The organism is Labrenzia sp. OB1 (assembly GCF_001624695.1).
Lineage (GTDB): Bacteria > Pseudomonadota > Alphaproteobacteria > Rhizobiales > Stappiaceae > Roseibium.
On sequence record NZ_JSEP01000038.1, the window covers coordinates 1 to 19551 of the forward strand.

General features: G+C 54.7%; 20 protein-coding genes, 1 other RNA gene and 8 pseudogenes. 11 read left to right on the forward strand and 18 right to left on the reverse strand.

Annotated elements, in window-relative coordinates:
- Positions 1 to 213, reverse strand: a pseudogene (locus OA90_RS28805) (IS630 family transposase); the annotation flags it as partial.
- Between the two features lie 132 nt (positions 214 to 345).
- The gene (locus OA90_RS26330) at positions 346 to 837 is read right to left on the reverse strand and encodes a type III secretion system chaperone (protein WP_068419867.1); all 492 of its coding nucleotides are present in this window, start codon (positions 835 to 837) and stop codon (positions 346 to 348) included.
- Between the two features lie 403 nt (positions 838 to 1240).
- Between OA90_RS26330 and OA90_RS26335 the strand changes: the two are divergent.
- Positions 1241 to 2439: pseudogene (locus OA90_RS26335) on the forward strand (IS256 family transposase).
- A gap of 380 nt (positions 2440 to 2819) precedes the next feature.
- Here OA90_RS26335 and ssrA read toward each other — a convergent pair.
- Positions 2820 to 3168, reverse strand: a transfer-messenger RNA (tmRNA) gene (ssrA, locus tag OA90_RS26340).
- Positions 3169 to 3589: 421 nt separating this feature from the next.
- Here ssrA and OA90_RS26345 point away from each other — a divergent pair.
- Positions 3590 to 3912: pseudogene (locus tag OA90_RS26345) on the forward strand (transposase); the annotation flags it as partial.
- Positions 3913 to 4220: 308 nt separating this feature from the next.
- On the opposite strand, the gene OA90_RS26350 reads toward OA90_RS26345, so the two are convergent.
- The 6 genes from OA90_RS26350 to OA90_RS26375 all read right to left on the reverse strand — a co-directional run bounded on the left by OA90_RS26350 (position 4221) and on the right by OA90_RS26375 (position 8922).
- A complete protein-coding gene (locus OA90_RS26350) occupies positions 4221 to 4802 on the reverse strand; it encodes a hypothetical protein (protein ID WP_068419872.1) in 582 nt (193 codons plus the stop codon).
- 7 nt (positions 4803 to 4809) lie between these two features.
- Positions 4810 to 5304 carry a tetratricopeptide repeat protein gene (locus OA90_RS26355; RefSeq protein ID WP_199823854.1) on the reverse strand — a complete coding sequence of 165 codons (495 nt, stop codon included), beginning with the start codon at positions 5302 to 5304 and terminating at the stop codon, positions 4810 to 4812.
- A 10-nt stretch (positions 5305 to 5314) separates the two neighbouring features.
- Positions 5315 to 5812: a CesT family type III secretion system chaperone gene (locus OA90_RS26360; RefSeq protein WP_199823855.1), complete on the reverse strand. Its 498-nt coding sequence runs from the start codon at positions 5810 to 5812 to the stop codon at positions 5315 to 5317.
- A 72-nt stretch (positions 5813 to 5884) separates the two neighbouring features.
- Entirely contained in the window at positions 5885 to 7138 is a 1254-nt protein-coding gene (locus OA90_RS26365; RefSeq protein ID WP_068419877.1) for a hypothetical protein, read from the reverse strand.
- A gap of 40 nt (positions 7139 to 7178) precedes the next feature.
- Positions 7179 to 8315: a type III secretion system translocon subunit SctE gene (locus OA90_RS26370; RefSeq protein WP_068419879.1), complete on the reverse strand. Its 1137-nt coding sequence runs from the start codon at positions 8313 to 8315 to the stop codon at positions 7179 to 7181.
- Between the two features lie 49 nt (positions 8316 to 8364).
- A complete protein-coding gene (locus OA90_RS26375) occupies positions 8365 to 8922 on the reverse strand; it encodes a hypothetical protein (RefSeq protein WP_156510677.1) in 558 nt (185 codons plus the stop codon).
- Positions 8923 to 9087: 165 nt separating this feature from the next.
- Between OA90_RS26375 and OA90_RS26380 the strand changes: the two genes are divergently transcribed.
- The gene (locus OA90_RS26380; protein ID WP_068419882.1) at positions 9088 to 10191 is read left to right on the forward strand and encodes an IS5 family transposase; all 1104 of its coding nucleotides are present in this window, start codon (positions 9088 to 9090) and stop codon (positions 10189 to 10191) included.
- A complete protein-coding gene (locus OA90_RS26385) occupies positions 10191 to 10535 on the forward strand; it encodes a hypothetical protein (protein WP_068419883.1) in 345 nt (114 codons plus the stop codon). The genes OA90_RS26380 and OA90_RS26385 overlap by 1 nt, the downstream gene beginning before the upstream one ends.
- A gap of 16 nt (positions 10536 to 10551) precedes the next feature.
- On the opposite strand, the gene OA90_RS26390 is transcribed toward OA90_RS26385, so the two are convergent.
- The 3 genes from OA90_RS26390 to OA90_RS26400 are packed head-to-tail and all read right to left on the reverse strand — an operon-like array spanning position 10552 to position 12976.
- The gene (locus tag OA90_RS26390) at positions 10552 to 10938 is read right to left on the reverse strand and encodes a hypothetical protein (protein WP_068419885.1); all 387 of its coding nucleotides are present in this window, start codon (positions 10936 to 10938) and stop codon (positions 10552 to 10554) included.
- Between the two features lie 4 nt (positions 10939 to 10942).
- Entirely contained in the window at positions 10943 to 11326 is a 384-nt protein-coding gene (locus tag OA90_RS26395; RefSeq protein WP_068419887.1) for a hypothetical protein, read from the reverse strand.
- 57 nt (positions 11327 to 11383) lie between these two features.
- Positions 11384 to 12976, reverse strand: coding sequence for a hypothetical protein (locus tag OA90_RS26400; RefSeq protein WP_068419888.1), 1593 nt, complete (start codon positions 12974 to 12976; stop codon positions 11384 to 11386).
- 194 nt (positions 12977 to 13170) lie between these two features.
- On the opposite strand from OA90_RS26400, the gene OA90_RS28810 reads away from it, so the two are divergent.
- The 3 genes from OA90_RS28810 (at position 13171) to OA90_RS26415 (ending at position 15287) form a co-directional block, all read left to right on the forward strand.
- The gene (locus tag OA90_RS28810; protein ID WP_156510678.1) at positions 13171 to 13329 is read left to right on the forward strand and encodes a hypothetical protein; all 159 of its coding nucleotides are present in this window, start codon (positions 13171 to 13173) and stop codon (positions 13327 to 13329) included.
- A 344-nt stretch (positions 13330 to 13673) separates the two neighbouring features.
- Positions 13674 to 14864, forward strand: a complete 1191-nt coding sequence (locus OA90_RS26410) for a hypothetical protein (protein ID WP_068419891.1) — start codon at positions 13674 to 13676, stop codon at positions 14862 to 14864.
- 33 nt (positions 14865 to 14897) lie between these two features.
- Positions 14898 to 15287 (forward strand): CesT family type III secretion system chaperone, encoded by a 390-nt coding sequence (locus OA90_RS26415; protein ID WP_068419893.1) that lies wholly within the window; start codon positions 14898 to 14900, stop codon positions 15285 to 15287.
- 124 nt (positions 15288 to 15411) lie between these two features.
- On the opposite strand, the pseudogene OA90_RS26420 reads toward OA90_RS26415, so the two are convergent.
- From OA90_RS26420 to OA90_RS26435, 5 genes and pseudogenes are all read right to left on the reverse strand, one after another.
- A pseudogene (locus OA90_RS26420) lies at positions 15412 to 15681 on the reverse strand (integrase core domain-containing protein); the annotation flags it as partial.
- Between the two features lie 33 nt (positions 15682 to 15714).
- Positions 15715 to 16083 carry a hypothetical protein gene (locus OA90_RS26425; protein ID WP_199823857.1) on the reverse strand — a complete coding sequence of 123 codons (369 nt, stop codon included), beginning with the start codon at positions 16081 to 16083 and terminating at the stop codon, positions 15715 to 15717.
- Positions 16070 to 16240, reverse strand: a pseudogene (locus OA90_RS29675) (transposase); the annotation flags it as partial. The pseudogene OA90_RS29675 and the gene OA90_RS26425, both read right to left, overlap by 14 nt.
- Entirely contained in the window at positions 16201 to 16386 is a 186-nt protein-coding gene (locus OA90_RS29680; RefSeq protein ID WP_244274713.1) for a hypothetical protein, read from the reverse strand. The pseudogene OA90_RS29675 and the gene OA90_RS29680, both read right to left, overlap by 40 nt.
- Positions 16387 to 16590: 204 nt before the next feature.
- Positions 16591 to 16887 carry a transposase gene (locus OA90_RS26435; protein WP_068419897.1) on the reverse strand — a complete coding sequence of 99 codons (297 nt, stop codon included), beginning with the start codon at positions 16885 to 16887 and terminating at the stop codon, positions 16591 to 16593.
- A 410-nt stretch (positions 16888 to 17297) separates the two neighbouring features.
- Here OA90_RS26435 and OA90_RS28815 point away from each other — a divergent pair, with 410 nt between their 5' ends.
- The 4 genes and pseudogenes from OA90_RS28815 to OA90_RS26450 all read left to right on the forward strand — a co-directional run.
- Positions 17298 to 18047 (forward strand): hypothetical protein, encoded by a 750-nt coding sequence (locus tag OA90_RS28815; RefSeq protein WP_156510679.1) that lies wholly within the window; start codon positions 17298 to 17300, stop codon positions 18045 to 18047.
- Positions 18048 to 18112: 65 nt separating this feature from the next.
- A pseudogene (locus tag OA90_RS26445) lies at positions 18113 to 18409 on the forward strand (transposase); the annotation flags it as partial.
- 39 nt (positions 18410 to 18448) lie between these two features.
- Positions 18449 to 18596: pseudogene (locus OA90_RS29685) on the forward strand (IS6 family transposase); the annotation flags it as partial.
- A 75-nt stretch (positions 18597 to 18671) separates the two neighbouring features.
- A pseudogene (locus OA90_RS26450) lies at positions 18672 to 19089 on the forward strand (transposase); the annotation flags it as partial.
- A 33-nt stretch (positions 19090 to 19122) separates the two neighbouring features.
- Here the strand turns inward: OA90_RS26450 and OA90_RS26455 are convergent.
- Positions 19123 to 19551: transposase (locus OA90_RS26455; protein ID WP_199823856.1), on the reverse strand; the 429-nt coding region annotated here is incomplete at its 5' end.

A 19551-nucleotide genomic window follows, 5' to 3' on the forward strand; every position in this document is an offset into this window, starting at 1 on the left:
TTCGGGGCCTTTTGCATTGAAACGCAAGACCCAGTCGCGGATCACCTGGACCGTCACGCCGCCGACCGCACCCGCATCGCTGCGCAAGCCGCCGTCATAGATCACTGCAAGCGCCAAAAGGCGCCGTGTTTGATCGGCATTCACCGAGCCACGGGCTAGATGACGAAGGGTTGGAGCATCAAAGTCATCTCGAAGACGGATAGGGGCGGACATGGCAAACTCCTCATGTTCCCCATCAGGAATCATATTCGCGAAACTTTGGGAATCCAAAAGAGTCGTCAAATTCGTCGCTTGGTATTAAATCAGCCGTTGATCTGTCCAGAAAACAGGGACCACTTCAGCCCGCTATACGCGGAACACTTTTTCGTCATTCGAAGCTTCCGCCAGCGCAGGCGCTGCAGACGCCAGTTCGGCTGAATTGACGCGCTGCTGCAGTTCCCGTGCCCAGAATTCGGCGCACCCAACGCCTTCCAAGAGCCATGCTTCAAAGCTTCTCTGATCCAGCTTCCCCAGCGTGCGCCGGTCGAGCCAAACAATGTGGTTTTCATCGCCATCCAACGCAATACAGCCGGCGCTGTTGAAATAGGCTGTGAAATTGTCCTCGAGAACCGACACATAGAAATCCTGAGATGGAGATACGGGAACGGTCATGACAGGCGCCATCAGAAACATGTCTAAGGCTGCATCGTCAAAGCCGATAGTCATCTCCTGTTCATCGATCATAAGGTTGCAGCAACCGATCTCGTCAAAGACGAGATTGTCAAGTCCTGTCGTTCTTGCAAGGCCGTCAATCAACCGGTTGGCGTGGCTTTGAGCTTCGTGTGCATCCTGGGTCATCTGCTTCCTGTCTGTCGCTGTTGCTTTTGTGTCACCCCATCCGCTAAACGATCGAAAATCGCTATTCAGTGTAAGAGGCACGGAAGAACCCATTTGCTGCATAGGGCTTATTGCGTCAGAGACAGCGCCTACATTCAAACGCAAAGCAAACGATGACATCCGCCGTGCGCTCTAAATGGCACTCACCTGACAAGCAGACCCTAGCAAAGCCCTGGCCAGCAGCTGTGTCGTTTGATACAGAACGATACAGTTGTTCAAGTCAGGAGATACAGGACGCTTATCAAAGCCGAATTGTAAATTTCGGTGATGTCCCCTCGGGTGGTGTAGGTGGGCCACACGGTGGTCATCAGTGTTTTCCGGTAAGGTCGGGTTGTTCAAGCTCAACCTGATGGAAAGAACACCGATGACCGGCGACATGATGAACCTGCGCTCGCTCGTTGAGAAGAGCGCGGATGCAGATTTGCTTCGCGAGATGATCGGCTTTGCGGCCGAAAAGCTGATGGCGCTGGAGGCGGGCGCGAAGACGGGCGCGGGCTATGGCGAGAAGAGCGTGGCACGTCTTGCGCAACGCAACGGCTATCGCGAGCGCGACTGGGAAACACGGGCGGGGACCGTGGAGCTTCGTATCCCGAAGCTGCGCACAGGCAGCTATTTCCCGAGCTTCCTTGAGCCGCGCCGCATGGCGGAAAAAACACTGACGGCGGTGATCCAGGAAGCCTATATCCAAGGCTTCTGGCCCCGGTCTGTGGATGGCCTGGTCAAGGCAATGGGCATGTCGGGTATCTCCAAGAGCCAGGTGTCCCGGCTTTGCGGGGAGATCGACGACCGGGTGAAGGCCTTTCTGGACCGGCCCATCGAAGAAGACTGGCCCATCTGTGGATCGACGGCACCTATCTGAAGGTTCGGCGCGGCGGCTGCATCGTCTCTGTCGCGGTCATTATCGCGGTAGGCGTCAATGCCGACGGCCGCCGCGAGGTTCTGGGCATGGAGGTCGGCACCTGCGAGGCCGAGCCGATCTGGACCGAGTTCCTGCGCAAGCTGACGCGACGGGGAGTGCGCGGCGTCAAGCCCGTCGTCTCCGATGCCCATGAAGGCATCAAGGCGTCCGTTTCCAAGGTTCTGTCAGCCACCTGGCAGAGGTGCCGGGGCCACTTCATGCGCAACGCTCTGGCGCACGCCGGAAAGAGCGGGCGGCGCGTGGTTTCCGCCTTCATCGCCACGGCCTTCGCCCAGGACACGCCGGAGGCGGCAAGCGCTCGGTGGCGCAATGTCGCCGACCAGATCAGGCCGAAGGTGCCCAGGCTCTCAACCCTGATGGACAACGCCGGGGAAGACGTGCTCGCCTACATGACCTCTCCCAGGCAGCATTGGACCAAGCTGCACAGCACAAATCCGATCGGACGCCTGAACGGCGAGATCAAGCGGCGAACCGAGGTTGTCGGCATCTTCCCAAACGACGATGCCATCGTCAGCCTGGTCGGCGCATTGCTGCTGGAACAGAACGACGAGTGGGCGGTCCAGCGCTCCCGATACATGACACTTGAGACCATCGCCTCCATGAGCGATGATCCTCTCGTCAGCCTGCCCGACACGGCAAGCTGATCCCTTCTCGGCCGATGCCGGAAGGCACAAAAGCCCCGCCACCTACACCACGTCCGGGGACATCCTCTAAATTTCACAATTGTACGCAATAGATTACGCGCCTGCATGTCATACCAATATCGGCTGCTTATGACTTGTTAGCTGATCCTTGATCCGTGCCTCATCGATCCAGATCACGTTGCCAATCTCTTTGCCGTCAATATCGTCAGTCATGTCTTGCTCCCTTCAATCACAATAAGGGAAGCCGTCTCAACCGGAAAATGTGCGGAAGATTTTGTACGTTATCGGAACCGGACAAACGACCGCTCGGGGCCGGATTTGCATAATGTGTCATATGGATTGCCAAGTGAATGTAATCGAACTTGGTTTGAAAAAGGGAGGGTGGCCGGGTTCTGTTGCCAAGCCCCGGCCGGGCTCCGTTTAGGCTACTGCTTTCGCAGCTACCCAATCATTGTCGTTATCAGCAACGACTGCTTTGGTGTTTGCATTTACAAACGTTGAACCGATAACGGTGGTATCTAGCCGGAGCGCGTCTTGGCCTTTTGTCTGCCTGTCGATCCTATTTCAGCCCCAGCAAAAATGCACTTTCCAACGTGCACTTGTGGTGGAGCTGCCGGGTACCGCCCCCGGGTCCAGATCAGCAATCAGCCTTGCCGAATTACGCCCATGGAAGAAGCAGGACAGACCTGCGCCTTCCGTGAGCGTCAAAAAAGCGGGCAGTTTCAGATCTTACCCAGGACCAGGGAGCGCAAACTAACTTGGGGCTAAACTTGCGCGCCTCCACCACTTCCACAAAGTGGAAGACCGGTTGAAGCTATATAAACAGTTCGAGAGGCGATCTTCTGTGCTGTTTGATACAGAGGTGCTGATTTTCACCGAAATTATGACCGCCGTTTGGGGGCTGCTTACCGGGGTGGCTTGAAGCGTCACGCTGATCAAAGCCCGGTGTATATCTCGCTGGATGGACGCGGCGGGTGTATGGAAGGCATCATCGAACGGCTGTCGCGATCCTCGGGGGAGGAAGTGGTCTATTTGAAAGACCTGAACGATGGCTTCAAGGCGCATCGTATTGATGTGCTCCCGCAAAATGCCCCCGATTTGAGTCAGAATTTTCCGCGACGATTTTCCTGGCTGGGAAGGAGCGGAATTGATGAAGGCATCGAAGTTTTCGGATGCGCAGAAAGCGTCCATCGTGAAGCGTGGCGAAGAAGGTGTTTCTGTTGCGGAGATCTGCCGTGAGGCTGGGATCAGTCAGGCGACCTGTTTCAACTGGCGGAAGAAATACGCGGGCCTGATGCCGTCGGAGATGAAACGGCTCCGGGAGTTGGAGCAGGAGAACGCCCGGCTGAAGAAGATCGTCGCTGACTAGTCTCTCGACAAGGAAATGCTCCAGGACATCGTCAAACGAAAGCTCTGAGGCCTGCCCGGAAGAGAACGCTGGTCGACGAGATGCGGTTGGACTGGTCGGTGACCGAGCCCCGCAAACAGCGGCTGCCGTGCATCGACCCGGGAAGCCGGGCGTCTTGGCAATCTATCCGCCAAAACGCCAGGCACGCCGTTCCCTTCATGCGCGCACAAAGCCGGTTTCTTACCCCGTGCACACAGGATCTGTGTTGCTCACGTATTTGCGGATTTTGAAGAAACGGGGTCCAGTATGGGGCGCGGCAATGTCGTAGCTGCAGCATCTTGCTTCATGGACTCGCTGATTTTCCAGGCACAAATTGTGTCATCTTGAGCGTTCTCCCAGCGAAGAAGTTCAACATATCCAACGCGCTTATTGGTCACGCGGAATGCTCCTTTCGCTTGATATGCATCTCAAGCGCGGTGCGAAGCGGGGTAACAGCTTCCAGAAACGCGCTGTCACATTCGGCGCCTGCGGTTGCGTCGAATCTTTTCAGCGCAAGCTGCGCTTCATCCCAGCTTTGTTCCCCTATGAAAAGGTCGAGCAGGTGAAGATGCGACGCAGGCGAAGCGGGCGCCAGTCTTGCCGCGAATCGAAACGCAATAACAGCGAGCCCTATTTCCCCGAGCGATTTGAGACAAATGCCATAGCCAAGCCAATGGTCCGTTCTGGCGCAGTCGAGTGCGCACAAAACGAAGAACAGGTCACGTGCACGTTCGAAATTTCCTATTTGAAGAATGCGGTAGGCATGCGCATAAAGCAATTTAAGAAGCGTCTCGTCGGCACCAAGGGCCTTGTTAAAAGCTCCTGTCTTTTCGAGGCTTTCAAAAAAAACGGCACCATCCAAACCCAAGGCGGCCGCGTTTGCCACAAACAGTTCTCTGAAAACCGGCAAAGAGGCTGCGTCAACACCGAGCAGTTCATGAACACTTCGATGCAATGATTTTTCTTTGGCTAACATGCTAGGTTCACTTGGCAGGAACCAGTAACAAAGTCAGCTTTCTACAGCCTTCCAGCAGCCTGGCGTCTCCACCGTCTCCAATCCGCGCCATAGCGTCCGCCAGATCTTCACGTGCTTCATCGAGATGACCAAGTAACAGGCAGGCCCTGGCGGATAAATAGTAACCCAGCGGGTCCATGGGCTTTAGCGCAATCATTACAGACGTGAAATGCAGAGCCTCGTCATGATCTCCAGTCTCAAGGCACAGACTTGCAAGCCCTTTATAGATCCTGAAGTCGCAGGGATTGAACATGAGCAACGAACTGTATAGCTTCATTGCCTCTTCATAGTTGCCAGACCTCACCTTGATACCTGCAAGCTTCAAACCGACATCAAGGTCATCTTTTTTGAGCCCAAGTGCCTTTAGGACATCAGCGTCCAAGAGTTGCTTCAGGACGTCGCTATCTGGGGCCGCATCTACTCGCATCATTTGCATGTTCATGATCTCTTCTGCTTGGTTCAAACTTGAACTGTCATGGCACCAGGACCAGCAGCTCATTGTCCGGCCGCATTGCAGCGGCCCCTTTTGTCGTTACGGGAATGCGGTCCGTATCCTGGAAGCCAGTTGTAAGTCCCCGCAGTGTTTGCACACTCGAAATCACATCCGAGACCAGATCTGAAAGTTGTTCCTGATCCTCGACGTTGTATCTGTAAAAGGCGCGAACGATCAGTCTCTGTCTGCCGGTTTCGTCAAACTCCTCCAGCACGGCAATTGTTTGCCGTTCGGCGCACAAAGCAACATTCGTTTTCAGAATGGTTTCAAGTACAGATTGTGCTCGCGCATGATCGTTCTTCACTGCTCCTGCGTCGGACTGGATGACCATTGTCTTGCCGTCCTTTCCATGGCGCAACAACACATCGTAACTGTCCACCACAAGAGTGACTTCCGGCTCGGGACTGAAAACCGGCTCTTTGAGGCCCAGATATGCCCAGAACTCAAGAACACTGACTTCAAATGTCTTTCGGTCCATCACACAGACCTTGATTTGCCAATTCCTGAAAGGGGCGGCGGCAACCATACTTCTTCGGTCGGCCGGCCAACATCACGCATTCCTCGTTAACGCTCTGTAATCTTCGGCTTCGGCTTCGCCCTCTCTTTTCAAGAAGTCGATAAGGGCCTTCATGCTTTCCGTAAGCCCACCTTGGATATCTCGGACCACATCCCCTTCACCTTTGATTTCTTCCGCTTCTGCCGCATGCTCTGCAGAATATGAGTCATAAATCTTTGCGTCTTGTGTGTCATCCATAGCGATCAAGCCGGCGATACCACCTCCAATTGCCGTAGATGTTTGCCCAAGCCCGCCAATTGCTTGATATCTATTGTTTGCGGCCTTGTACAATTCCATCTGTATTTGATCAATTTCTCCCGCCGTTCCCTCTTCCACGTTGTCGGCACCGGTTTTTTCAGGAACGGTTTCGTCCTTGTCGAGCGATTTCTTGCCATTGGCGTCGTTTAACGGTTTTTGCACCTCTGGCGGCTTCTCCTTGATCTTTACATCAAGGTCCGCTGTCGTCTTCTGCGGTGCGGCTTTGTCTGTGTTTACGCCTTTTCCGCCGGGCTCTAGCTTGCCCCCCTCGTTGGCCAGCGAATCGGCATCCAGCTTCGCCCCCTTTGTAGAAGGGCTATTCCCTGGTGAATTCAGCGTTGATGGGGACTTCATATTCCCCTCCGGCAGATTCAACTTGGCCCCCGGATTTTGTGGTACGTCCGCGTTTTGCATTCCGTGGAGCGACTTGGTGGTTTTTCCGGCCCCACCGACAGAAACGCCCACGCAGCCTAATGATACGGCTGCGAATATAAGACTTGTGACGGACTGGCTTAAAGCAGCGCCCTTTGTCTTGTCCGCGGAGGTACGCATATCGTCAGCCTGGGCAAGCATTTCTCCCCTGGCGGCCGTGCGTGCGTTAAGCCTGCTATCCAGTGCGACACTGCGTTGCTGTGTGAGCAACTCGATGATCACGCTAGCGAGCAAGCTGCTCAGCTCATTGCCAGTCAGCCTGTCCTTCGCATCCTGCCCAGAAAGCTTTTGCACGGCGTTTTCGAACCTATTTTGCTTTTCCTCGACGTTGTCCAAGAGAGCATCCGCCTCGTCAACAAAATCCGGAAACTGCTTCTTGTATTCAGAAATAAAAGTCCTGACGTCGTCAATATCGTATTCTGAATTTAGAGTCATTTCGCGGAAAATACCTTCCGAAAGGAAGTCGAACTGTGACGATCTTGCCTTTTCAGTTGTATTTGGGTTGTCTAATTGCGTGTGCAGTGATTTCGCATCATTGTGATAAGTGTCAATCGGCATAGATAAGCTCCTTTTTCTATACAGGCATTGAAAGCCTGCGTTATCCGGTGAACTGAGCTTTGGCCATCGAAGCGCCTCGATCTGCCATGGAAGCGCTCGCCGCCTCTAGCATTGCGGCCCATTTGGAATCTTCACCCGAGATCTGGTTCAAAAGCACCTCAATGAAATCGTCAAAAACCATGATATACGCTTGAAGGGTTCTATCCTCCGCCCGCAGGTGACCTGCTTTTTGCTGAATTTCGCCGATTTGCTCTGTGTAGATGGCCGTCGCGACGGTCCCGGCTATTTCTCCCGCTTGAGTGATACCGGACACAACATTGCCTGAGGATTGCGCCACTGTGCTCGCGTGGTTTATATTTTGCGTGGTCTCAGCAGCCTTGGCAGCACCTTGCGCGGCCTGAGCTCCCTTGGCAGCGCCTTGCGCGGCGACCTGAGCTCCCTTGGCAGCGCCTTGCGCGGCCTCAGCTCCCTTGGAAAATAAGGCGGCTCCCTTCGAAAATAATGTGCCCACAAAGTTGCGGAGCATGGAGACGGCTGACAAAAGCAGCATACTCCCCATGAGTGTATATTTGGCTGCGTCCGGCAAAAATCCCTTGTCGGTAAACGCTTCGGCAATTGAGTCTGCTGCCAGGACAACACCAATGGCGCCTGCCGCAATCATCGGAATTCCCGCCGCAGGATTGGCGACACACATGACCGCTCCGAGCGCTATCTGCGCAACCGCCCCGATTGCAGAGAAAATCGACGTTATTTTGCCCCAGAGGCTCTTTTTTTCGGACTTCTCAGCGATTTGCGTTGTCTTTTCTTGAATTTGTTCATAATTTTCTTCTTTTAATTCAAGTAAAGCACGCTTTTTTACCATATCATTGAGCAGCTTGCTGGCCAGCAAATCTCCCATGATTTCCTGCAGCTTATTTATCGCGCTTGCCAATTCGGCGTCCAGTTCGTCGCCGCTGCGTTTCGGGAAAAGAGTAGACAGCCCACCCATAACCGACTCATAGGTCCGCGTAACAGATTTGCGTTCGCCGTCAGGCATGTCTTCGGAGATTTGCCCTACGAGGCCATGTCTTGCCGCCCCGTCGTGACCGTAGTCGCCGAAAAGTTGCTTGTCGCTTTTGTTTAGTTGCTGTGTTTGCCGGTAGCCAATATTTGCGTCGCTTGCTCTGACATCAGTCATGATCACTCCAGTTCATGAATTTTGATAAAACTCGATCTTGAGTTCGCGTTCAGTGGACGTCTTCAGATTTTGCAATCTTTGCAAGCAGAGCCTTTGCTTCGCTCCGTGCCGTTGCACCGTGTTTGTGCTCGCCGGCCTGCTCGATAGCCTCTTCAAGTGCATCGCGTGCGTAATCCAGTTCGCCAGCCAGCATCAGGCATTCTCCGAGCCGGACAAAGGCCTCTGGCCAGATCGCATTGAGGCTGATGGCAAGGAGGTAACACTTGGCCGCCTTGCCGAGTTCACCCTGCAATCGCAGCGTTGCACCCAAGGCAAACGGAAAGCGGGCATCGAGCTGATCCAGCTGAGCAAGCTTGGTAAAAATGGCACGCGCACCAGTATAGTCGCCAGCGCCCAGCGCTTGGTACCCGGTCTGAAAAAGGGCGTCCATCTCACTATCAGAGAGGTCGTAGATTTCCTTGCCCGAATAGCCTGCTTGAATAAGCTTGCCCATGTTGCTGTCGGCAAACCCTTGCAAGTCGATCACACCTTCAAGAGCGAGTGAGCCTTTTTCAACCATCGCGACCAGCTCCTCACCGGTCGTAAATCCCAGATCCAATATGGACACAATTACTCTCCACTTGAGGAAACTAAAGTGATCATATTTGGGTGAGAAGCGGGCCAGTGTAACGTATGGTACATCTGCAACGATTTAGCAGACTGTTGAAAAAGGGCTCGTTTCGAACGCGTTGCCGTGATTCATTGTTCCCGAAGATGATTTGGAAGGTGATGGATGCGTGGCGGAGACGAACAGACGGGTGAGCTTTTCAGCTATGTCGATCTTGAGGCGCGGGTTCGGCGGGATCATCCGCTGCGTTCGATCCGAGAGATCGTGAGCGCGGCCCTGACTATTGTGGAGCCGGAGTTCGCTGCTCTGTATTCACCGATTGGGCGCCCGTCGATCCCGCCGGAGAAGCTTTTGCGGGCGATGCTGCTGCAGACGTTCTATTCTATCCGGTCGGAGCGGCTTCTGATGGAGCGGCTGGAGTACGATTTTCTGTTCCGCTGGTTCGTCGGCATCGGCGTTGATGATCCAGCGTGGGACCACTCGACCTTCTCGAAGAACCGCGCCCGGCTTCTGGAAGGTTACATTGCCGCGAAATTCTTAGGCGCAGTGCTGGCCCAGCCCAGGGTGAAGAAGCTTTTGTCGACCGATCACTTCTCGGTCGACGGCACGCTGATCGAAGCCTGGGCGTCGATGAAGAGCGTCAGGCCGAAAGAGGGCCCCAAAGACGGTTCGGGTGAACCGCCGGCTGCTGGCGGCGGGCGCAACATCGAGGCGGATTTCCATGGCCAGAAGCGGTCGAACGATACGCATGCCTCGACCACCGATCCGCAAGCAAGGCTCTACAAGAAGGGCAAAGGCAAGGAGGCGAAGCTCTGCTTCCTCGGGCATGGGCTGATGGAGAACCGCAACGGCCTTTTGGTCGATGCCTGCCTGACACTGGCCGACGGTCATGGTGAACGAGTGGCCGCATTGCACATGATCGAGCCCCGCGCCGACCGGCCGCGAGCGGTCACGCTGGGGGCTGACAAGGCCTACGACACACAGGACTTCGTCAATGAATTGCGCGCGATGAATGTAACGCCGCACGTGGCGCAGAACATGAGTGGGCGCCGTTCGGCAATCGACGGGCGCACGACGCGCCATGACGGCTATGCTGTCAGCCAACGCATCCGCAAGCGCATCGAGGAGACGTTCGGCTGGATCAAGACGGTCGCCGGGCAGGACAAGACGAAGTTCCGTGGCCGCGACCGTGTCGGATGGGCCTTCACCTTCGCCGCAGCCGCCTACAATCTGGTGCGGCTGCCCAGGCTCATCGCGGAGACCGGCTAATGGTCAGAGTTCCCGCCTTCGCGAAGGCCTTCGCCGGCCGCTGGCGCATCGTCGAGATGGACAACTGGGACAATGACTTCCTCGACCTTGTAGAAGAAGCGCATCTCACCTTTGACGGCGCGGCGGATGGCGAGATCGCCTTCGGCGCGCTCAAGGGCTTTCTCGACGTTCGCTACGGCGCACGCGACGGATCAGCCTGCGCGGAGTTCTCGTGGGAAGGACAAGACGAGAATGAGCCCGCCTGCGGTCGCGGATGGGCCGCAACCGGCTCCGCTGGCCGTCTCGTCGGGCACTTCTACATCCACAACGGCGACGATTCAGGCTTCGTCTGCGAGCGCGACTGACTTCTTCAACAGCCTGCTAGGCTGGCTCTTTTGTGTGATAGGAAGTCAGCCTGCGAGCTATCGCCTCCCCCTCATGCCTGCGGCCAGTTGCACAATAGCATCGGGCGCGCAAGTAAAGTTGGACAACCTGCTTTTCCTGAGGCCTGCCTGCTGATGTCGCGTTCGCATCACGTTGCATGAGCTTGTCCAGCCCCGAGAGGGCGTCGCTGCACTCACCTTGAAGAAAATTCAAGATCACCTGGGCGAAGAGAATATCCTCATCGTCTTCACCAAGCGCCAGCAATCCCTCTACAAGTGTGAGGGCGCGATCAATATAGTGATGTCTCGCCAGAACAAAAACCGTGAGCAGCAGATAATCACGCTGCCTCGCTGTCAACTTGCGGTCAATGGCCTCCGATTCCATGATTTTAACCCTTAAACAAAGCGGCCAGGCCAGAGTGGATGTCGATTTCAGCCTCCACTTCGCCGAAAACAAGAACCGCAGCCGCAGCCAACGCTGCACCCGCTGGTCCATAGACGCCTTCCGCGGCACTTTCGAAGATCTCCAAAACGTCACGCCGCGTCTGAGACAGCGTTTGCGGGTTAAGTAGATATGGATCAATCTGGCGCGGTTGCAGATGATTTGTCAGGCGCTCGTCAAGTGTCGGACGGCGCAGGACGTCTTCAAGCTCTCCATGCCTTGGTTGAAACTTGGGAGCACTTTTGCCTTCGATAGGCAGATGGTCTTCATCGCCAATCCTTTGGCGCGAGATACCGACAAGGCCAATATCCTGGCGGAACTCCACGCTCATGACTTCTCACCCCTCCAGTACATTTCGGTCGCAGCTTTCTGGCCAGGCCACAATGCGTCAGGACCGACCAATTTGGGTCACCAAATCGCTCATTCGTCGCAAGGAACTGTTTGAAATGTCGAAATGGCGGTTCTGCTGCTGATTCATTGATGAGATCTCGTTGGTCAGGATCTGGCTCTCCTGATTGATCATTGTAACGGCGTCGGCAAGCTGCGTTGAAAAGATGTTCCAGGCAGATTGAGTGAAGGTTTCATACTCTGTGGCGTAAATTGCCTTGGAATTCTCAGGATCCGACTCATCCTCAAATTTAAAGACAACGGCCTGGTTTTGGAGAGGGCGTTCAATACCCCGCAGCACCTCAATCGGATGACTGCTCCCAAGAGCCGCGCCGGATTTGTCGGTGCTGAACATCCTTACGGCTCTGACTTCCCGCATGCTTAATCCGCTTTCCGATTCTCCTGTTTCGTTGTCGATAGTATCGGCCACTAGCTGTTGTGTACCGATATAATTGCGCGTCTGTTCGTTTACATTATCGCCCTTAAACTCTTTCAGAACGTCGTTCACCATACGTTGGATCTCGGCATAGTCTCGCAACAAGGCATTTTGCTGTTGCAGTTCTTCGGTCAAAATCGTTACTTCGGCTTCTTTTTGGATATTGTAGGTCATTTGCAGGGCGGCAATCAGGGTCCCCAAATCCATGCCGGCGCTGTTCTGAACCAGCGACCATCGCTGTTGCTTCACCAGCAGGATGCGTTCCTCCTGGGCGATGAAACTCTCCAGGCCATCAACTATCACCTTGTTGCTGTCTAGACTGCTTTGACCGCTATAATGATAGCGAGACCACCCGTAGCTAGAATTTGATTCAGCTAATGTAATACTTCTCTGGTTGTTGTCGCTAAGATAAATGGCGTAGGCCTCCACACGCTCGAAACGTTCCATGAGCGCGGCGATTTCATCATTTAGGCCGGAAAGGGAAAACAAGCTTTTCTCGGACGCCGCCGCCTGCAGCAGTTCAAGCTGATCGATATACAAATCTTTAGCAGTGCCATATAGACCTAAATCTGTTTCGTTCACTTCGCCAATCGCGGCAGTGATCAAGGCTGCGGCATCTGACAGGTCGGCCAACTCCGAACCCGACATGGAAACACCCCAGGCGTTTGCGAGGTATGCGCGGTAATCGGCAGGAAAGGTTTCGTGGTCCAGATGGGCCTTAATCCTTGACTGTTCTTCTCCGTTCAGAAGCGTGATCTCGGTTGTCGAGAGCTGCTGCAACACAAACACCGAACTGCCGTCGGGACCGGCCACCACATCCAGCCGCCCATCGCCTCCCTCGTCCAGTGTCAATGAGCCGCCGTTCCTGAGAAGCAGTTCCAGCTGATGGGCCAAATGCAAGCCGAGAAACGTGTCCGGCGTCATCGTCTGCAGATCGACTTCCGCCAAGTCGATCAGCTCGCCCTCCTCGCCAACAATCGGCGACGGCAGAAAACTTACCACCTCGGCGTTTTCGTCGAGATAAGGAAGTATTGGATGAAACGCATGAACGTCTTCAAGGTTCTGCTCGGAGTTTCCGTCGCTCGTTCCAGTTATATTAGCTGTCGGAATGGCAGGTTGCGCTGAAATTCCGACGTTTGCATTCCAAAAGGAAGTCATGAATTGCTTCTCCGCTAAAGTTGAAGGTGTCGCCGTCGCGCCTCAAAGCGCGACTCCTGTGCAGGCCGGTTAGCATCCGGCAAAATGCCCAACCGGGTCTTTACGCCTCTGCTCGCGACGATCCGGGCGACACCGTCCGTGCTTCCTGAAGCAGGCTCCCGTGCTCCGGACTTCTGTGCCGCTTGGCCCACGACATGGATCTGAAGATCGGTGAGGCGATCAGAGAAATTTTGTGGATCTCCTGCCCGCGCCAGCCGTCGCACAAGAGCCTGGCATTGCATGTCGTTTTGAAGCAGGGGTGTCGCAAGAAGCTTTCCAAGGACACGCTCAATCTTCGACCAGACCTGAGCTAACCGCTCTTCGCGCCTCCTGGCATCACGGTGAAAGCTGTCCAGTCTCTTCTGAACATGGTCATAGTCGGCAAACGTAGCCACGCCTTGCTCGGCTCCGTTTCGGCGATGTCTGTCCATGCCGCGCCCTCCTTGTCTGTGTTGCGACACCTCCAACTTAGGCAACACCAAGATCTGAACTGTATCATTCGATACACTGGCGGCTCGATGCGTCGCTTACACTCCGGTTGACATTCAGCGAGGGGGCCTGAAACCAGCTCCCGAAAGACGGGGCTACGGCGCAGCCTCGTGGGTCTGTGCGGGTCCGTTTTGCCGCCCGATACGGGCAAGCCTCAGGAGGCACAAGTTTGTCTGAACACAACATAATACGGCAACAGGTAGCGTCTGCGAACGTTCAGTCTCCGGTCGGTGCGGAGCTGATGGCTCAGGTTCAGGGCAGACGCCAGAACAGCTCGGTTGTCGCCATCAACAAACAGTCCGACATTTCCGACCTGCTGGAGGAAATCGGAAACTCCGTCGGAATGTTGGCGGACAAGCGTACACTTGGCCAGTCGAAGCTTCGTCAAGGAGCTGGTGTCAACAAGGAAGCGCTGAAGCGCATTGCGGATTACTATGACAAGCTGCCCGACGTACCCGGGGATGACAAGCTGCGCGATCTGGTCAGAAAGCTCGAAGCGTTTATGTCCGACAGGGGTGGTGGGGAGAGAAGCCTTTCGGCGGAGGACATCCTCAAGGCGCTTCGCGATACCGACGGCAATACGCGTCGTCAGTATATGTTACTGCAAGGGGCACGCCTACATTTTGAAAAAACGGCCGCTACGCAGGAAACAATAGCAGCGTTGGACGCGGCTGAACACTTTTTCAGTGAAAGTGGCATCGCGCAAAACGTTCGGGCCGACTTTGCAATGCTGCCGCGTGCCAAGAACGCCCTTTCAACCATAGGCGTCAGGCCGCAAACCTTACGTGACCAGTACCTGCAAATGCTGCTCAGCGGCAAGGGTCTCGCACAATTGTTCACGTTGCTGTCCAACTATAGAAAGCGGAGCGATTTCCGGAAGATAGTCGAACTGTTTCTGGAAGCCGCAGGTGACGATCTTGCTGCAACCTCATTCGAAACAGACAAGTCGTATCTCGGTGGTCTTCTCAAGCAGCTCGGCATTCTCAAGACACTTCGATCAGTGTATGAAGCCAGTGCTGGTCTTTTCGATACCCTACAGCGCATGTTTCCTGGCTTCAGTAGTGGAGGCCATGCAGGTGGCCCAGAGGAACTGATGGCCAAATTGCTGGGCTATTGCTCCAAGCAAGTGCCAAACGTAGAAGACGCCCGCGAGCTTTTTACGCAATTCGAAACAAGCGAAGCCCCGCCTGCGGCCAATGTTGCCTTGGGAAATGGGCTGCTGGCCCTCCATCGGGACCTACCTGATCGGGTTTTTTCTTCGGATCAATCCCGTTTAATGCAGCTAAGCCGGCTGGTCACTGTCTGCGACTCGTTTGTTGAGATCGAGGAAAATGCCTTTGAGGCCTCCAACGCCCAGTAGAACGCACCAGTAAAACAATCCGGAAGTTTACGCATGACTGGCTTTTCAAATCAGACTTTCAGCATCATCACGCAATTTGCGAAAATCATGGAAATCGACAGAATTACGCCCGCCAGCGATGGTAGCGTAACCTTCGAACTGGAACACGCAGGCACGCTGTGCCTGACGGCATCAACCGACGGGTCACGGGTGCTCGTAAGCCTGAGCCGACCTCCTGAAAGTCTCCAAACCGGCGTTCTCGCGCGGTTTCTTGGCTTGTCACACTTCGACTTCCACCTCGGCGTATCCTTCAATGCCGGGATGAATGCAGGCGGTGGCCTGATGCTTGTGGCAGACATTGCCACATCTGAACTTTCGCCTCAAATCATAGACCAATGCCTGACCCGGCTGATCTCGCTGCACGAGGGCTTCGTGGCACTATAACACTCCTTTGGCAGAATTTTGCTTGTGTTTTGGATTTGCCCGGAAGGACCTGTCGGAGACTTTGAACTTGCCTTCGGAAAGTGGAGTGGACCTGTCCCGGTTTGTTGCCGCCCCAGGTTCTCATTTACGCGGCCTTTGCTTCGAATGCCAAGGGGCTTTTCCATCCCAGCGCCGAGTGCCTTCGGCGTGGATTGCAGAAACCATTGAGGTATTCGAAGATGGCCATTTCAGCTTCGCGGTGACAGGCCCATGCTTTCTGCCACAGCAACTCGGCCTTCATCGTTTTGAAGAAGGTTGCCACGGCTGCGTTATCCAAGCAGTTTCCAGTTCCGTTCATTGACACCTGGAAGCCATGCCGGCGCAGAAGCTTCTGATAGTCATGAGAGCAATATTGGGCAGATTCAACCGCTCGTCGCAACACCTCGCTCTAGCAGGTTGTTGAAGAAGTCCATCGGCGAGCGGAAAAGTTGGCTTCATCTTCGCCTTGGAGGCAGACTGCGCCGTTTAGGGAGCCGTCGGGCTGGAGTTCGGTCCAGCCTTGGCCCTGCACTTCGTCCATCTCGTCATTGCCCCGCCAGGAGAACTCAACGGCTAGGCCTGCGCCGCCGGCAAAAATTTGGCCGGTAACGCACCCAAAGACGAATTCGCCAGCGCCTTTGCCGTCAAACAGGATGTAGGCAGGTTTGAGCATGTCCGGATAGTCCTCGAAATAGTCCGGCATGGCCACGATGCGCCCTTTGCCCAAAAGGCTCATGCCGGCACCGCCAGCAGTTTCGGCATCCGGCATCGCTGACATCGGTTTTGCGACCCGGCCCATTCTTGGCATAGCGGGCATTCACCAGAATGGGCTCGAAGCCATGTGCCTCCAGGAATTCGAAGGCCGGGATCCAGTAAACGCCGGTCGACTCCATCGCTACGCTGGTGGCACCGCACGACCGGAACCAGTCGGCAAGGTCGTGCAGATCCTGAGTGCGTGCAGATCCTGAGTGAATGTCCCAAAGGCGCGCACTGGCATGATGTCGGTGTCAGGGTTCACAGCCGCCTCGTGCATCGTCGAGCCGATATCGATCGCAGCCGCATTGGGGGTGATCAAATTCAAATCCGGGTGGCCGCCGGTTTCACGCGTCGTTATGGCATTTCCTCCGTTCAAGGCGAAGGGCGTGGGCCATGCAAGTTCGTCATCTTCCTAACCGGGATCACCGCAATGGCGGCGTCACCACTCTCAAGTGCGCATCGGCCAATGTGCCACGTTTTTTAACGGGGTCCAGCCCACCAATAAGCCATCGGCAACTGCCCTTCGCGGTCAGCGTAGCATAAGCTGTTTGTACCGCGCACAGACGGGCTGCAGCCCGGAACGGTTTTTTATTACCTCCCTCTCCTCCCGGAGCAGGCGGTTCTCTCGGCGAAGCTCCGCTATCTCCTTTTCAAGGTCTGATTGTGTGGCCGGTTTCTCAGGAGCGAGCCGGTCCTGCTGGATCCAACGGTTCAGCGTCGAGAAACCAAAACCAGGATCTTGGGTGACCTGCTTGCGAAACAAGCCGCCGGTCAGCGCAATCCGCACTGCTTCTGCGCGAAACTCCGCGCCGTGACGTGATGCCATGAATATTCTCCTTTGTGGCAAAATACCAGGTCAAAGGAGCGGCACAAATCGGTGACAGGTCCAATATGGTCACTGAGAGATATCCAGAGAGCACTCTCCCGAAGAGTGTACAGGCCATCAAGTCCGTCAAGACCGCTCAGCAAATCTGGCCAGACAAGCCGAACAAGGTGCGCGACAGAAGAACGTGAACGCCCGCTGGACCGTGCAGTTCGGCAAGGTCAGGGCAAAGCCCGATGCCACAAGGCCTCTCGACATTGCCATTTCCACCTTCGGGGACATGGCGCATTTGGCGATTTGCAAGGCATTGCGCGAATCCGGAAAAGTTTTTCGTGCGGGCTGTCTCATCTAAGACACAGGACTGGAGCGCCTTTGGATAACTTTCGCAGAAAGAAAAGCAATAGGAACATAACATGCGACCTTCCATACCCGGAAATCATTTACCGCATCGGCTCGGTTCCGGCGGGTTTAATACGTCTGTCCCTGCCGGGCTTTCCCGCGCCGAGAATTCGACTTCTCGCATTTTTTCCCAAAAAACAAATACCAGACTTTCGAGTGTATCTACTAGTGCTTTGCACAGTAAATTGAAGCGAGTCGCGACTTCTTTAAATAGAGGGAGCAAAACAGGCGTCAAGTACTCATTCAATAATCTCGATAAAAAATTTGAAAACGTTAGAATTAAAATGTATCGTAGCCTCAATAATTCTAGTTCTAGCGGTATTTTCAAAGAAATTCTCAAAATCAGGCGATTGGCAACAAATATTGGGGGTGAAATTGATCAAGGCACCGTTAAAAGACTTGTCGGCGAACCCGCTAAAGACATCCTTCGAATTGATCGAAATGATATTTCCATTCCAAATAAAGAAGATTTCGAAAATAATCTATTTGAACATATCTCAAAAACCCAAAACCGTCAGGGGTTCCAGAAACGAATCTCCAACTTCTTTTCTTCGCGTATTGAAACGCAAACGAATAAATACAATAAATTTCAACAAAACGAATTTGAAGGCCAGTGTAAACAGATATTTCGCGAACTGGTGACTTGCCTTCAAAAGGGCGAGAAGCCAATACAATATTGGGAAGACAGACAAGAAACCCCATTTAAGACTCTGGCAGCGCCCCGGTACGAGGGACCTGCGCAACCTTGGGATCGGGAGCAATGACCGGGGGCACCAGAACACCTCCGGATTGGTGCAGGAGAGGCCGTCGCGATCAGAAGACGGACAAAATTAGGCGTTCACGGTTAACGGAACGAGAGTTCGTCAGTATTTTGCGGGAGCAGGAAAGCGGACAGAAGACAGCCGATGTTTGCAAGCGGCATGGCATCTCTGAAGCCACCTTTTACAAATACAAAGCCGACTTGTACAAGTACAAGCAAGAGGCCTTGATCAAGTCTGGCGGTATGGCTGTATCCGATGCTCGCAAACTGAGGGTTCTGAAAGACGAGAACGCTAAGCTGAAAAAGCAGCTGGCGGAAGCCATGAGCGACAATGCTTCGTTAAAGGCTGTGCTTCAAAAAAAATTATGCCGCACGGTGTAAGCGGGAAGCTGCGGCGGCACTGGGGTCAGCCGGGAAATGATCCGTAATTGGGTGAACCGGTTTGGTAGGCTCTTCGCGACGGGACTGGCCAAAACCCAACGGCAAGTGGTATCTGGATGAGGTGGTGATCGTCATTGGCAGTGTCAAATGCTCGCTCTGGCGGGCAGTAGACAAGCTGCGCTCCTAGCACTACTTTGGCAGGTGTATGTGTGTCTTGATTTTAGAGGATTCCCTGGAAGAGTTTTCGGTGTTTCATAGGAGACCGGCCTATGGAGGTGCCGGTCATTGATGAGAATTGGCAAGGTGATCTTGAACGTTGGCTCGCGCCGTTTTTGGCAGCGCTTCGTCACAAGACGCGTGCGCGGATGTGCCCGGCCTACATTGAGGGCTTGATCGGTCCGGGAAATCGCAAGAGCATTCAGCCGATGGCTGAGAGGACAGGCGCAGCCAGTTACGATCAGTTGCACCATTTCACTGCGAGCAGCACTTGGGATCCCGAACCACTTGAAGCCGCATTGCCAAGCGAAGCTGACCGGCAGGTTGGTGGGAACGATGCCTGGCTGATCATCGATGACACCGCACTGCCCAAAAAGGGAAACCACTCAGTCGGGGTGCCCCCTCAATATGCTTCGGCATTGGGAAAACGAGCGAACTGCCAGACGCTGGGATAGTGTCAAAGATCTTTCGCACTTTTGTTTTCAGGCGACGGTTTCTTGGGTTTTGTGTTGCTCCTGGTAGAGCGGTGCCATGTTCATGTATTTGCGGCTGGACCATTCTCCGGCCGCGATATGTCTGAGCCTGGCCGCGGCCAGGTTGAGGCAGGATTGGTCGTCCGCGAACGCCCCGACGACCCGAGTTCGTCGCCGGATCTCCTTCATGATCCGCTCCAGCGGATTGCTGGTTCTGATCTTGCGCCAATGGCTGTCCGGAAAGCCGTAATAGGTCAGCGTTTCGCCGATGCTCTCTTCAATCAGGTCGGCGGCCCGTGTCAGTCGCCGCGCCCGCAGGTCTGCGATAACAGAGTCAGCCTTTTCCTGGGCCGCCTTGCGGTTCTGGGCATGGATGGCCTTCAGCATATGCGTGACCTCGCGCACCTTGGTGGAGGGAACGTGGCTGAACACATTGCG

Excerpts from the sequence above, each read along its gene's own strand:
- OA90_RS26330 (WP_068419867.1), bottom strand. The coding sequence starts at position 837 with ATGACCCAGGATGCACACGAAGCTCAAAGCCACGCCAACCGGTTGATT.
- OA90_RS26350 (WP_068419872.1), bottom strand. The coding sequence starts at position 4,802 with ATGTTAGCCAAAGAAAAATCATTGCATCGAAGTGTTCATGAACTGCTC.
- OA90_RS26360 (WP_199823855.1), bottom strand. The coding sequence starts at position 5,812 with ATGGACCGAAAGACATTTGAAGTCAGTGTTCTTGAGTTCTGGGCATAT.
- OA90_RS26365 (WP_068419877.1), bottom strand. The coding sequence starts at position 7,138 with ATGCCGATTGACACTTATCACAATGATGCGAAATCACTGCACACGCAA.
- OA90_RS26370 (WP_068419879.1), bottom strand. The coding sequence starts at position 8,315 with ATGACTGATGTCAGAGCAAGCGACGCAAATATTGGCTACCGGCAAACA.
- OA90_RS26380 (WP_068419882.1), top strand. The coding sequence starts at position 9,088 with ATGCGTGGCGGAGACGAACAGACGGGTGAGCTTTTCAGCTATGTCGAT.
- OA90_RS26385 (WP_068419883.1), top strand. The coding sequence starts at position 10,191 with ATGGTCAGAGTTCCCGCCTTCGCGAAGGCCTTCGCCGGCCGCTGGCGC.
- OA90_RS26390 (WP_068419885.1), bottom strand. The coding sequence starts at position 10,938 with ATGGAATCGGAGGCCATTGACCGCAAGTTGACAGCGAGGCAGCGTGAT.
- OA90_RS26395 (WP_068419887.1), bottom strand. The coding sequence starts at position 11,326 with ATGAGCGTGGAGTTCCGCCAGGATATTGGCCTTGTCGGTATCTCGCGC.
- OA90_RS26400 (WP_068419888.1), bottom strand. The coding sequence starts at position 12,976 with ATGACTTCCTTTTGGAATGCAAACGTCGGAATTTCAGCGCAACCTGCC.
- OA90_RS28810 (WP_156510678.1), top strand. The coding sequence starts at position 13,171 with ATGGATCTGAAGATCGGTGAGGCGATCAGAGAAATTTTGTGGATCTCC.
- OA90_RS26415 (WP_068419893.1), top strand. The coding sequence starts at position 14,898 with ATGACTGGCTTTTCAAATCAGACTTTCAGCATCATCACGCAATTTGCG.
- OA90_RS26425 (WP_199823857.1), bottom strand. The coding sequence starts at position 16,083 with ATGTCAGCGATGCCGGATGCCGAAACTGCTGGCGGTGCCGGCATGAGC.
- OA90_RS26435 (WP_068419897.1), bottom strand. The coding sequence starts at position 16,887 with ATGGCATCACGTCACGGCGCGGAGTTTCGCGCAGAAGCAGTGCGGATT.
- OA90_RS28815 (WP_156510679.1), top strand. The coding sequence starts at position 17,298 with ATGCGACCTTCCATACCCGGAAATCATTTACCGCATCGGCTCGGTTCC.